10 protein-coding genes are annotated in these 12,352 nt (G+C 73.0%); 4 read left to right on the forward strand and 6 right to left on the reverse strand.

The genetic code is table 11. The features are described 5' to 3' along the window. The first annotated feature begins 5 nt into the window (after window positions 1-5). On the forward strand, window positions 6-860 hold the full coding sequence (locus tag AB0O82_RS19555) for a PaaX family transcriptional regulator C-terminal domain-containing protein (protein ID WP_363585225.1): 855 nt from the start codon (window positions 6-8) through the stop codon (window positions 858-860). Beyond that, on the forward strand, window positions 857-2,482 hold the full coding sequence (locus AB0O82_RS19560) for an amidohydrolase (RefSeq protein ID WP_363585227.1): 1,626 nt from the start codon (window positions 857-859) through the stop codon (window positions 2,480-2,482). Before AB0O82_RS19555 ends, AB0O82_RS19560 begins: the two co-directional genes overlap by 4 nt. On the opposite strand, the gene AB0O82_RS19565 is transcribed toward AB0O82_RS19560, so the two are convergent. The 5 genes from AB0O82_RS19565 to AB0O82_RS19585 form a co-directional block, all read right to left on the reverse strand. Continuing rightward, a complete protein-coding gene (locus tag AB0O82_RS19565; protein WP_363585229.1) occupies window positions 2,479-3,066 on the reverse strand; it encodes a hypothetical protein in 588 nt (195 codons plus the stop codon). The genes AB0O82_RS19560 and AB0O82_RS19565 overlap by 4 nt on opposite strands. Before the next feature lie 97 nt (window positions 3,067-3,163). Then, window positions 3,164-5,557: an excinuclease ABC subunit UvrA gene (locus AB0O82_RS19570; RefSeq protein ID WP_363585313.1), complete on the reverse strand. Its 2,394-nt coding sequence runs from the start codon at window positions 5,555-5,557 to the stop codon at window positions 3,164-3,166. Window positions 5,558-5,818: 261 nt separating this feature from the next. Beyond that, complete coding sequence (locus tag AB0O82_RS19575) at window positions 5,819-6,610, reverse strand: carbohydrate ABC transporter permease (protein ID WP_363585314.1); 792 nt, start codon at window positions 6,608-6,610, stop codon at window positions 5,819-5,821. A 128-nt stretch (window positions 6,611-6,738) separates the two neighbouring features. Then, window positions 6,739-7,719 (reverse strand): sugar ABC transporter permease, encoded by a 981-nt coding sequence (locus AB0O82_RS19580; RefSeq protein ID WP_063350256.1) that lies wholly within the window; start codon window positions 7,717-7,719, stop codon window positions 6,739-6,741. A gap of 125 nt (window positions 7,720-7,844) precedes the next feature. Next, a complete protein-coding gene (locus AB0O82_RS19585) occupies window positions 7,845-9,155 on the reverse strand; it encodes an extracellular solute-binding protein (RefSeq protein ID WP_363585231.1) in 1,311 nt (436 codons plus the stop codon). A gap of 426 nt (window positions 9,156-9,581) precedes the next feature. On the opposite strand from AB0O82_RS19585, the gene AB0O82_RS19590 reads away from it, so the two are divergent. Next, on the forward strand, window positions 9,582-10,475 hold the full coding sequence (locus AB0O82_RS19590) for an IclR family transcriptional regulator (RefSeq protein ID WP_079136066.1): 894 nt from the start codon (window positions 9,582-9,584) through the stop codon (window positions 10,473-10,475). Window positions 10,476-11,037: 562 nt separating this feature from the next. Further along, on the forward strand, window positions 11,038-11,760 hold the full coding sequence (locus AB0O82_RS19595; protein WP_363585233.1) for an alpha/beta hydrolase: 723 nt from the start codon (window positions 11,038-11,040) through the stop codon (window positions 11,758-11,760). 27 nt (window positions 11,761-11,787) lie between these two features. Here AB0O82_RS19595 and AB0O82_RS19600 read toward each other — a convergent pair whose 3' ends face one another. Continuing rightward, window positions 11,788-12,345 (reverse strand): universal stress protein, encoded by a 558-nt coding sequence (locus tag AB0O82_RS19600; protein ID WP_363585235.1) that lies wholly within the window; start codon window positions 12,343-12,345, stop codon window positions 11,788-11,790. Between the last annotated feature and the right edge of the window lie 7 nt (window positions 12,346-12,352).

The following is a 12,352-nucleotide window of genomic DNA, read 5'->3' on the forward strand; positions in this document are numbered from 1 at the left end:
GCACCATGTCGGAGAGCACGACCCGGCCCAGCTCGCTCATCCACACCGTGTACGGCGAGTTCGTGCGCCGCCTCGGCGGCTGGATCTCGATCGCCGACCTGATCGCGCTGATGGCCGAACTCGACGTCGACGGCCCGGCGGTGCGCTCGGCCATCTCCCGGCTGAAGAAGGCCGGCACCCTGTTCCAGGAGCGCCGCGACGGCACCGGCTACCGGCTCGCCCCGGCGATGGACCCGGTCTTCGAGGAGGGCGACCGCCGGATCTTCCACAGCCTGGAGCCCGCCGAACTCGCCGACGGCTGGGTGGTCGCGGTCTTCTCGGTGCCCGAGTCCGAGCGCGCCCACCGCCACCAGCTGCGCTCCCGGCTGAGCTGGCTCGGCTTCGGCAACGCCGCCCCCGGCGTCTGGCTGGCGCCCGCCCGGCTGCTGCCGGACGCCCGGCGGCTGCTGGAGCGCCTCGGGCTGAGCGCCTACGTGCACCTGTTCCTGTCCGCCGAGTACGCGGGCTTCGCCGAACTGCGCACCGCGGTGGCCGGCTGGTGGGACTTCCCGGCGATCGAGGCGCAGTACGCGGCCTTCGACGACGCCTGGCGCCCGGTCGCCGCCGAACTGCGCGGCCGGCCGCGGGTCGACCCGGTCGAGGCGTTCCGCGACTACGTCCCGATGCTCACCCAGTGGCGCCGGCTGCCCTACCTGGACCCGGGCCTGCCCGAACCGCTGCTGCCCGCCGACTGGAACGCCGTCGCCGCGCGGGCCGTCTTCACCGAGCTGCACGCGCTGCTCGCCGAGCCCAGCCTGCGGCACGTCGAGAAGGTCACCGGCCTGTCGGCCGGCGCCCCACCCCACCAGGAGCCGCGATGACCGACCCCGCCCCCGCCGACCTCCTCGTCCGCGCCGCCGCCGTCCACACCCTCGTCCCCGGCCGGCCGCCGCAGCGGGCGATCGCCGTCACCGGGGCACGGATCACCGCCCTGTCCCCCGACCCGCACGGCCTGGACGACCTGGTCGGACCGGCCACCGAGGTCCTGGACGCCCCCGCCGCGACGGTGCTGCCCGCCTTCGACGACACCCACACCCACCTGATCCTGGCCGGCCACAGCGTCCACGGCGTCCCCGTCCACCGGGCGCGCGACCTCGCCGCGTTCCTCGGCCTGATCCGCGAACGCGCCGCCCAGACCCCGCCCGGCCAGTGGATCCACACCACCGTCAACTGGCAGGAGGTGCTGCTCGCCGAGCAGCGGCTGCCCACCACCGCGGAACTGGACGAGGCCACCGCCGACCACCCCGTCCTGGTCCGCCGCGGCGCCTACAACATGGTGCTCAACTCGGCCGCGCTGCGCCTCGCCGGCATCACCGCCGACACCCCCGACCCGCCCGGCGGCCTGCTCGAACGCGACGACCGGGGGCGACTCACCGGGCGGCTGGTCAACAAGGCGGTCGAACTGGTCGAGCGGATGCTGCCGCGCCCCGCGCTCGCCGAACGGGTGGCCGGCCTGCGCGCCGCCTCCGCCGGCTACGCCGCCACCGGCATCGGCACCGTCCGCGACTGCCTCGTCCCGGTCGAGGACCTCGACGTGCTGCTCGCGGCCCGGGCCGCCGGCGCGCTCGCCGTCCGGGTCCGGGCGCTGGTCTCCGGCTTCGCCGCCCGCACCCCCGAGCAGGTCGACGAGCTGCTGGACCGGATGGACGCCTGGCGCGCCGCCGGCGAGGACGACGACCTGCTGCGGCTGTGGGGGGTGAAGTTCGGCATCGACGGCGGCTTCGAGGCCGGCGCGCTGGAGGAGCCGTACCAGGACCGGCCCTGCTACCACGGCCGGCTGCTCTGGGAGCCGAAGGAGCTGGTCGCGGCCGTCGACCGGGTGGTCGGGCGCGGCTGGCGGGTCGGCGTGCACGCCTGGGGCGACCGCGGCCTGCGCACCCTGCTGGACGTCTTCGAGGAGGTGCTCGACCAGCGCCCCGGCCTGCCGCCCGGCACGCTGGTGGTCGAGCACGGCGGACTGGCCCGGGCCGACCAGCGGGCCCGGGCGATCGCGCTCGGCGTACCCGTCACCGTGCAGCACCCGCTGCTGCACGACGGCGCGCTCGCCCAGCAGCGGGCCTGGGGCGAGGAGCGGACCGCCGGGATCTTCCCGCTGCGCGAATGGCTCGACGAGGGCGCGCTGCTGGCCGCCGGCTCGGACTTCCCGGTCGGCCCGTACGGCGCGATGGTGTCGGTGTGGGGCATGACGACCCGCCGGACCACCGCCGGGGTGGTGGGGCCCGAGCACGCCGTCGACCGGGCCGAGGCGGTCGCGCTGCACACCGTCCACGCGGCCCGGCTGATGGGCGAGAGCGCCGAACGCGGCAGCCTGCGGCCGGGGGCGCTGGCCGATCTGACGGTGTGGCCGGTCGATCCGCTGAGCTGCCCGGTGGACGTGCTGCGCGAGCTGCGGCCCGAGCGCACGGTCGTCGGCGGGCGGACCGTCCACCCGGCCCAGGCCTAAGGACCGTCCGGCCGGACCTCCTGGAGCAGCCCCCAGGTGAAGTCGGCGGTGCACGGGCGCGCCCGCCCGTCGGCGTCCGGGGCGGTGAAGTCGAGCTGGAAGCGGGTCGGCGCGCTGCCCTCGCGCGGCCGGGCGGGCGGAAACGCGGCGCCCAGGTCGGCGACCACGCAGCTCCACGGCGCGAGGTCGGCGAGGGTGCGCAGCCCGGGCGCCGGGGCGTCCGGTCCGCGCACCAGCCACTCGTTCAGCAGCGGCCGACCGGCCTGCGCCGGACCGAGCAGGCTCTCGAAGCGCAGCTCGGGCCAGAGCGGCAGCGCCCACTGCCGCGCGGTGCAGGCGAGGTCCCCGATCCGGCGCGGCACCACCGCCTGCGGCGGGCCGAGGACGGCGGCGCAGCGGTCGGCGCCGCGTGGGAACCGGGGCGAGCGGACCATCGCCTGCCAGCGCTTGTTCGCCTCCCGCATGGCGGCCCGGGTCGCGCCGAGCCGCCGCACGGCCTGCTCGACCGGTTCCGGGTTGAAGTCGGCCATCCGGCGCAGCAGCACGAGCTGGAACTCGGTGGCCCCGAAGCCGTGGATCGCCATGGCAGCAGGGTAGTGCCCGGGGCGTGGCACCGCCCTGCCGCCGAAGCGTTCGACCGTCGAAGGGGTCGAACGCCGAAGGGGTCGAACGCCGGGGCCGTCAGCCCCCGACGTAGGCCGCGAGGTGCTCGCCGGTGAGGGTGGAGCGGGCGGCGATCAGGTCGGCGGGCGTGCCCTCGAAGACGATCCGGCCGCCGTCGTGGCCGGCGCCCGGGCCGAGGTCGATGATCCAGTCGGCGTGCGCCATCACCGCCTGGTGGTGCTCGATGACGATGACCGACTTGCCGGAGTCCACCAGCCGGTCGAGCAGCCCGAGCAACTGCTCGACGTCGGCGAGGTGCAGGCCGGTGGTCGGCTCGTCGAGGACGTAGACGCCGCCCTTCTCGGCCATGTGGGTGGCCAGCTTGAGCCGCTGCCGCTCGCCGCCGGACAGCGTGGTGAGCGGCTGGCCGAGGCTGAGGTAGCCGAGCCCGACGTCGGCGAGGTTGGCGAGGATGCGGTGCGCGGCCGGGATGCGGGCCTCGCCGGTGCCGAAGAACTCCTCGGCCTCGGTCACCGGCATCGCGAGCACCTCGCTGATGTCGCGGCCGCCGAGGTGGTACTCCAGCACCGAGGCCTGGTAGCGCTTGCCCTCGCACTCCTCGCAGGTGCTGGCCACGCCGGCCATCATCGCCAGGTCGGTGAAGACCACCCCGGCGCCGTTGCAGTTGGGGCAGGCGCCCTCGGAGTTGGCGCTGAACAGGGCCGGCTTGACGCCGTTGGCCTTCGCGAAGGCCTTGCGGATCGGCTCCAGCAGCCCGGTGTACGTCGCCGGGTTGCTGCGCCGGGAGCCGCGGATGGCGCCCTGGTCGACGGACACCACGCCCGCGCCCGTGGGGATCGAGCCGTGCACCAGCGAGCTCTTCCCGGAGCCGGCGACGCCGGTGATCACGGTCAGCACCCCGAGCGGGATGTCGACGTCGACGTCGCGCAGGTTGTTCGCCCTCGCGCCGCGGATCTCCAGGGTGCCGTTCGGCTCGCGCACCGCCTTGCGGACCGCGGCCCGGTCGTCGAAGTGGCGGCCGGTGACGGTGCCGCTGGACCGCAGCCCCTCGACGGTGCCCTCGAAGCAGACCGAGCCACCCGCCGTCCCGGCGCCGGGTCCGAGGTCGACGACGTGGTCGGCGATCGCGATGGTCTCCGGCTTGTGCTCCACGACCAGCACCGTGTTGCCCTTGTCCCGCAGCCGCAGCAGGAGTTCGTTCATCCGCTGGATGTCGTGCGGGTGCAGGCCGGTGGTGGGCTCGTCGAAGACGTACGTGACGTCGGTGAGCGCCGAGCCGAGGTGCCGGATCATCTTGACCCGCTGCGCCTCGCCGCCGGACAGCGTGCCGGACGGCCGGTCGAGCGAGAGGTAGCCCAGCCCGATCTCCACGAACGAGTCGAGGGTGTGCCGCAGGGTCCCGAGCAGCGGCGCCACGGCCGGCTCGTCGAGGTCGCGGACCCAGGCGGCCAGGTCGCTGATCTGCATCGCGCAGGCGTCGGCGATGCTGGTCCCGCCGATCAGCGACGACCGGGCCGCCTCGCTGAGCCGGGTGCCACCGCAGTCGGGGCAGGCGGTGAAGGTGACCGCCCGGTCGACGAACGCCCGGATGTGCGGCTGCAGCGCGTCCCGGTCCTTGGTGAGCATCGACTTCTGGATCTTCGGGATCAGCCCCTCGTAGGTGAGGTTGACCCCGTTGACCTTGACCTTGGTCGGCTCGCGGTGGAGGAAGTCCTGCATCTCCTTCTTGGTGTACTTGCGGATCGGCTTGTCCGGGTCGAGGAAGCCCGAGTTCGCGTAGATCCCCACCGTCCACCAGCTGTCGGTCTTCCAGCCGGGGATGGTGATCGCGCCCTCGGAGATCGACTTGGTGTCGTCGAAGAGCTGGGTGAGGTCGATGTCGGAGACGCTGCCGCGGCCCTCGCAGCGCGGACACATGCCGCCGGTGATGCTGAAGCTGCGCCGCTCCTTGACGGTCTTCCCGCCGCGCTCGACGGTGACGGCGCCCGCCCCGCTGATCGAGGGGACGTTGAAGGAGAACGCCTTGGGCGAGCCGATGTGCGGCTGCCCGAGCCGGCTGAAGAGGATCCGCAGCATCGCGTTGGCGTCGGTGGCGGTGCCGACCGTGGAGCGGGGGTCCGCGCCCATCCGCTGCTGGTCGACGATGATCGCGGTGGTCAGCCCCTCCAGTACGTCGACCTCGGGCCGCGCCTGGGTCGGCATGAAGCCCTGGACGAAGGCGCTGTAGGTCTCGTTGATCAGCCGCTGCGACTCGGCGGCGATCGTGTCGAACACCAGGGAGCTCTTGCCGGAGCCGGAGACGCCGGTGAACACCGTCAGCCGCCGCTTCGGGAGCTCGACGCTGACGTCCTTGAGGTTGTTCTCGCGCGCGCCGTGCACGCGGATCAGGTCGTGACTGTCGGCACCGGGTGCCGCCGGCGGCTGCGCGGCCGTCCTCGTGGGCTTGCTCATCGTCTTCCCCATCTGTGCGGCGGAGCCGCCGTCGCGGTGGCTGATCACCGGCCGCCGCACCGGGGAGGGGAGCCCCGTCCACCGGTGCCGGCCAGGCATGGCGGAAGCCTAACCGCCGTCCCGAGGACGGCCCGGCCGGTGGGCCCGCGGATCGGCGTCCGGTACCGGCCGCACGGCGTGGCACGATCGCAGGGCGGCCGGACGGGGGGAGCCCGCCCGACCGCCCCGGTCGGCCTCAGTCCTTCACCACGCCGGCCGGCGTCAGTCCTTCACCGCGCCCGCCAGCCCGGACACCAGCTTGCGCTGGACCGCGATGAAGAAGATCAGCACCGGCACCGTCATCAGCGTCGACGCCGCCATGATGCCGCCCCAGTCGTTCTCGTCCGGCTTGAAGAAGACCAGCAGCGCGGACGGCAGGGTCTGGTTCTGGGTGGCGCTGATGATGAAGGTCTTCGCGAAGACGAAGTCGTTCCACGCGGCGATGAAGGAGAACACGCTGGTCGCGGCGAGGCCCGGGGCCACCAGCGGCAGCAGGATCCGCCACAGGATGCGGGTGCGGCTGGCGCCGTCGATCTGCGCGGCCTCCTCGATCGACACCGGGACGGCCGCGACGAAGCCGCGCATCATCCAGATGCCGAACGGCAGCGAGAACGCCAACTGCACCAGGATCAGCGAGGCGAGGGTGTTCAGCCCGATGCCCGGCGCGAACCGGCCGGCGTCGCGGAACATGAAGAACAGCGGGATGGTGAGCGCCTCGACCGGGATCATCTGGGCGATCAGGAACATCACCATGATGGTGGTGCGGAACCTGAACCGGAACCTGGTCACGGCCACCGCCGCCAGGAACACCACGACGGCCGAGAGCACCACCACCGACACCGCGATCACCAGGCTGTTCACGAAGTACCGGCCGAAGCCGTCCACGCTGAGCACCTGGCGGAAGCTCTCCAGCGTGGGGTGCGCCGTCCACGGCTTCGGATCCAGCGACCGCACCTCGCCCTTGGGCTTGAAGGCGGACAGCACCATCCAGAAGATCGGGAAGGCGGTGACCATGGCCAGCACGATCGCGCCGGTGTTGGCGGCGAGCCGCCAACGGCCGCGGGTGTTGCGGGTGGTGCGGCTCCGGGCGGTGCCGGTTCCGCCGGTGCCGGTCCGGGAGTCCCGGACGGGGTTCAGGGCGCTCACAGTTCGTTCCCCGTCCGTCGCAGGGTGCGGATGTAGAGGACCGTCGGGATCACCAGGATCAGCAGCATGATCACGCCGATCGCCGCGCCGAGCCCGTACTGCGAGGAGGCGAACGCCTTCTGGTACGCGTACACGTTGAGCACCAGGTTCTGGCCGGCGATGCCGCCGCCCTCGGTCATCACGTAGATCTGGGTGAAGACCTTGAAGTCCCAGATCACCGACTGGATCACCACGATGGTCAGGATCGGCCGCAGCATCGGCGCGGTGATCCGGCGGAAGGTCGTCCAGGTGTTGGCGCCGTCCAGGGCGGCGGCCTCCATGATCTCCTCCGGGATCGCCCGGATCCCCGCGTAGAGGGTGACCATCACGAAGGGGAAGGAGTGCCACACCACGACGGCGCCGACGATCAGGAACGCCGTCCACTTGTCGTAGAACCAGTTGAACTCGTGGAAGCCGGTGAGCCCGAGCTTCACCAGCGTGTGGTTGACCAGGCCGAGGTTGGTGTCGAACAGGAAGCTCCACACCGTCGAACCGGTCATCGCCGGAGCCGCCCAGGCCGCCATCGCGGCGGTGGTCAGCACCAGCCGGGGCCACCGCCCGACCTTGGTCAGCAGGACGGCGAGGGTCGCGCCGACGGCCAGGGTGGCGACCACGCAGAACGCGGCGAACCCGACCGTCTGCAGCAGCACCGACCAGAACTGGCCGTCGCTCAGGATCTTCGAATAGTTGCCGAAGCCGACGAAGGAGGTCGGGGCGCCCCCGGAGGCCTGGGCCTGCCCGAAGTCCAGCACGGACAGCAGGCCCAGCTGGTAGATCGGGTAGGCGACCAGCGGGATCAGGATGACCGCGGCCGGCAGGAGCAGCAGCAGCGGGGGCCGGCGGCGCCGGCCGCCCGAGGGTGCGGCCGGCGCCGTGCCCCCACGGCGCCCGCGCGGGGAAGGCGGCGCCGTCGGGGCGGTCGTGGTGGATGCGGACACGTGCGGGACCTGCTCTCTTCCGCGGACCAGGAGGTCGGTGCGGGACCAGGAGGTGGTACGGAACCAGGGGTTGGTACGGGGGTTGGAGGCGGGGCCGGGGGTCGGAGGCGGGTGCGCGGCCGCCGTCAGTGCGCGGCGAAGGCCGAGGTGATCTGGTTCGCGGCGTCGCCCGAGGCCTTCGCCACGTCCGCCTTGCCGGTGACCACCTGCTGCAGCATGGTCGGGATCACCGCCTGGGCGTCGATCTGCGCCCACGCCTGGTCGAGCGGGACGAACCTGGTGCCGGCCGCGATGGTGTCGGTGAACGGCTTCAGGAAGGCGTCCTTGGCGGCGACCTTGCCGCTGACGGACTTGAGCGTCGGCAGGTTGCCCATCGCGTCGTACATCTGCTCCTGGTACGCCGGGCCCGCCAGCAGTTCGGCGAATTCAAGGGCGAGCGTGCGGTGCTTGGCCGCCTTCATCACGCCGAGGTTGTTGCCGCCCGCGAACGCCGGGGCGATCGAGCCGGCCTTCTCCCCGGGCAGCGGCACCACGCCGTACTTGCCCTTCACCGGGCCCCCGTCGACCTTGCTGCGGCTGGAGTTGGGCAGGATCGCCATCGCCGACTTGCCGGCCGCGAACAGGTCGACGGTCTTGCCGCCGGTGAGGTCGGCGCACTGCTGGGCGGGGCAGCCGTCGGCGCCGAAGAGATCGGTGTAGCGCTTGATCCCGGCCTGCGAGGCGGGCGAGTTGATGGCCGCCTTGTACGCGGAACCGTCCTTGGCGGCGATGTCGCCGCCCGCGTCCCAGACGAACGGCAGCGCCCCGAAGGTGTACTTGCCGCCGACGGCGATGCCGAAGGTGTCGGGGTTCGCGGCGTGGATCTTCTGGGTGGCGGTGACAAGTTCGGCGTACGAGGTCGGCGGGGTCAGCCCGGCCTCGGTGAACAGGTCGCTGCGGTAGTAGAGCGCGCGCACGGCGACCCACCAGGGCAGGCCGTACGTCTTGCCGTCCACCACGGCGGTCTTGACGATCGCCGGGTCGAGGTCGCCCTTGTCCTGCCACTTGTCGAGGTCGGCGCCGATCTCGGCGAGGCCGCCGGCCGCGACGTAGCCGGGGAGGTCGGTGTTGCCGAACTCGACCAGGTCCGGGGCGCTGCCCGGGTCGTTGAAGGCGCCCTTCATCTTGGCCGCGCGGGCGGAGGCGTCGGTGTCGATGTAGCTGACCTTGACGGTGACGCCCTGGTGGGAGGCCTGGAACTCGCTCACCGCCTTGCCGACCACGGCCTCCTTGGCCGCGTTGCCCGCCTCGTTGTACAGCCAGACCTGGAGGGTGCCGGTCCGGTCGTCGGCGGCCTTGTCGCCGGCCGGCGCGGCGGTGCCCGGCGCGCAGGCGGTCGCGGCGAGGCAGCTGGCGGCGAGCACGGCGGCCGCGGCAGTCCGTCTGATGAGTCGCATGGGTGGAGAACCTCCCCTCCCGACAGTTGCCGCCGAGACGTGCGCCGCTGGGGACGGGTACGTCGAAGCAGGCCCTGACCGGGGCCGATGGTGGGTGTGGGTGGAGGACGGCCCGGACGCGTTGGGGGGCGTCCCGGGCAGGCCGGTACGGGGGTACGGCAGGGCGGACCGTTCGGGTGGGGCGGCGTCGCCTGCTCGATGGCAGGGACGTTAAGCGCGGGCGATCGGCGCCAACAAGAGGGGGTTCGGGAAGTTTTGCACTGCACAACGTTGTGTCGAAGAAGCGGCGTTGCGGACGCGAACGGGTACCTTCTGACAACCGCCGCCGTCGAGCGGGGGGAACACCGGCAGCACGCGGCAGCAGCACACGGCTGCAGTACACGGCAGTGGCACTCGACAGCGGAACGAGACAGGGACGGACCACCCATGACGGAGACGGGGCCCGACGCGGAGACCGAGCGGCCCGCGGGCACGGCGGCCGACAGACCCACCGGCGCTGCGGCCGAACGACCCTCGGGCGCAGCCGCCGGGCGCAAACCCGCGACCGAACGCAACCAGTCGTCCTCGCTGCGCCGCGCGCTCGCCGTCCTCGGCCACGTCCGCGACCACAGCGACGGGCGCGGCGTCCCGCTCGCCCAACTCGCCGAAGCGCTCGGCCTCAACAAGAGCACCGTGCTGCGGCTCGCGGGCCCGCTGCTCGACGAGCACCTCCTCGACCGCGACCGCGAGACCGGCTGGTTCCGGCTCGGCCACGGCTCACTGCGCCTCGGCCAGGCCTACCTCTCCACCCTCGACCTGCGCAGCGTCGCCGCCGAACACCTGCGCCGACTCCAGCGCGAGGCCGGCGAGACCGTCCACCTGACCGTCTGGCAGGCCCCCGGAATCGTCTACCTGGACAAGGTCGAGGACGAGACCAACGTCCGCATGGCCTCCCGCGTCGGCAGCCGCGCCCCCGCCTACTGCACCGCCACCGGAAAGGCCATCCTCGCCTGGCTGCCCGACGAGGCCGTCACCGAGGTCGTCGCCGCAGGCCTGCGCCCGGTCACCGCCTGGACCATCTCCGACGAGACCCGGCTGCGCGCCGACCTCGCCCGGATCCGCGCCCGCGGCTACTCCATCGACGACCGCGAGAACGAACCCGAGGTCCGCTGCGTCGCCGCACCGATCTTCGACCACGCCGGCGAGGTCACCGCCGCCCTGTCGGTCTCCGGCCTGACCTCCCGCATGACCGCCGCCCGCGTCCGCGCCCTCGGCCCCGTCGTCGCCCAGGCCGGGCTGCGGATCTCCCGCGAACTCGGTTCCGACCGCCAGCCGTCCTGAGCCCCGGCCCGGCCCAGGCCGGGGCTTCCGGGCTTCCGGGCTTCCGGCCGGGGCTATTCCGAGGGCAGCAGGACCCGCTGCTCCACCGGGGAGGACAGGATCACCGACGTCGCCGTCCGACCGAGCACGGAGATCGCCTCCCCAAAAGCAAACAAGGCCCGGCACCTTTAGAAAGGCACCGGACCTCATCCGACAATTGGAGCGCCAGGCCCGGATCGCACGGACTCTTCCTACTGAAAGTAGGACGTGCTCTGGTAGCACCACTGACGCCTGACGAGGAATCATCTCCCTCGCGACACCCAGAACAATACCAGCCCCACACCCACACACCGAACCCCGACCAACCCGCACCCCAAAAGCAAACAAGGCCCGGCACCCTTTGAAAGGCACCGGACCCCGTCCGACAATTGGAGCGCCAGGCCCGGATCGCACGGACTCTTCCTACTGAAAGTAGGACGTGCTCTGGTAGCACCACTGACGCCTGACGAGGAATCATCTCCCTCGCGACGAGAAGTACAGTACCAGCTCCGTGATCAATCACCGAACCGGAGGCGAACCCCGCATGACGAGCGCTCAACCCGAGGCCACCCCGTACGCCGACGGACGGCTCATGGACGTGCACCGCCCGCCCGCCGACACCGCCGGGCCCGCGCCCGTCGTACTGCTGTGGCACGGCCGGGGCCCCGACGAGCGCGACGTGCTGCGGCCGCTCGCCCGGGAGGCCGCCGGGCTCGGCCTGCTGGTGCTCGTCCCGGACTGGCGCTCCGACCGGCCTGACGGCGGCCGCGCCGAGCTGCTCGCCTCGCTCGCCCACGCCCGCCGCACCGCCGCCGCGTACGGCGGGGACCCGGACCGCCTGGTCCTGGCCGGCTGGTCGCTGGGCGGCCGGGAGGCCATAGCCGTGGCCACCCACCCCGACACCCCCGCCGAGCGGCGTCCCATCGCCGCCGTCGGCATCTCCTCCAGCTACGCCCGCCTGGCGATCACCACCGGGGACGCCCCTCTCGACCTGCTGGCCGAGCAGCCCTCTCCCGTCCCGCTCTGGCTGGTCCACGGCACGGAGGACGGGGTGCTGGACATCGAGCACACCCGGCAACTGAGCGCTGCTCTGACAAAGCAGATGTCCGCGGTACGGGTTCTCGAACCCGCCACCGACCACGCGGGCGTCATCATGACCGTGTACGACGCCGAGGCGGACCGCTGCCTCCCCACCACCGCCGAAGCGGTGCTGCGTGCCGGCCGCCGGACCGCCACCGTCCTCGCCGAGGCCGCCGGGCTGTCGTAGGTAGCGGCACCACAGGCAGGGCGCGGCCTACCGCCCCGCGACGAGGGAGCGCAGGCCGTGGCCGCGTTCCATGGCCTCCAGGTCGCGCTGCAGCGGCGGCCGGGGGACGGCCAGGACGGGGCAGCTCGCGTGCCGGACGCAGTAGGCGGTGACGGAGGGGCGCAGCGCCCGGGAGAGGCAGCCGCGGCTGCTGCCCGCGCCGAGGACGAGCAGGTCGTCGGGGTGGTCGGCGAAGCGGACCAGGGTGTGTCCGGTGTCGCCGCGGACGGCCTGGCAGCGCAGCCGGACTCCGGCGTAGCGGCCGGCGAAGGCCTCGTCGAGGGCTTGCCGGAGCCGGGCGACGGCGGCGTCGCGGCCGGCGGTGATGGCGGCCGGGCAGGGTGTGCGGCGGTAGCCGATCTCTTCGCCGGGCGAGGTCCAGCAGAGGAGGGCGAGGACCTCGGCGTCGGTGCGGTGGGCTTCGGCGACGGCGTGGTGGAGGGCGGCGAGGCTGCCGAGCGAGCCGCTGACGCCGACGACGATCCGGCCCGCGCGGTCGGCCCGCTCCGCTGCCCCGTCCGCGCCGGATATCTCGCTGTCCGCCATGGTGCGC

The organism is Kitasatospora sp. NPDC088264, from assembly GCF_040685715.1.
Lineage (GTDB): Bacteria > Actinomycetota > Actinomycetes > Streptomycetales > Streptomycetaceae > Kitasatospora.

What these genes read in the sequence shown, in the direction of transcription:
- AB0O82_RS19555 (WP_363585225.1), top strand. Translation starts at nt 6, where the DNA reads ATGTCGGAGAGCACGACCCGGCCCAGCTCGCTCATCCACACCGTGTAC.
- AB0O82_RS19570 (WP_363585313.1), bottom strand. Translation starts at nt 5,557, where the DNA reads ATGAGCAAGCCCACGAGGACGGCCGCGCAGCCGCCGGCGGCACCCGGT.
- AB0O82_RS19585 (WP_363585231.1), bottom strand. Translation starts at nt 9,155, where the DNA reads ATGCGACTCATCAGACGGACTGCCGCGGCCGCCGTGCTCGCCGCCAGC.
- AB0O82_RS19595 (WP_363585233.1), top strand. Translation starts at nt 11,038, where the DNA reads ATGACGAGCGCTCAACCCGAGGCCACCCCGTACGCCGACGGACGGCTC.
- AB0O82_RS19600 (WP_363585235.1), bottom strand. Translation starts at nt 12,345, where the DNA reads ATGGCGGACAGCGAGATATCCGGCGCGGACGGGGCAGCGGAGCGGGCC.
- AB0O82_RS19590 (WP_079136066.1), top strand. Translation starts at nt 9,582, where the DNA reads ATGACGGAGACGGGGCCCGACGCGGAGACCGAGCGGCCCGCGGGCACG.
- AB0O82_RS19560 (WP_363585227.1), top strand. Translation starts at nt 857, where the DNA reads ATGACCGACCCCGCCCCCGCCGACCTCCTCGTCCGCGCCGCCGCCGTC.
- AB0O82_RS19575 (WP_363585314.1), bottom strand. Translation starts at nt 6,610, where the DNA reads ATGGTCACCGCCTTCCCGATCTTCTGGATGGTGCTGTCCGCCTTCAAG.
- AB0O82_RS19565 (WP_363585229.1), bottom strand. Translation starts at nt 3,066, where the DNA reads ATGGCGATCCACGGCTTCGGGGCCACCGAGTTCCAGCTCGTGCTGCTG.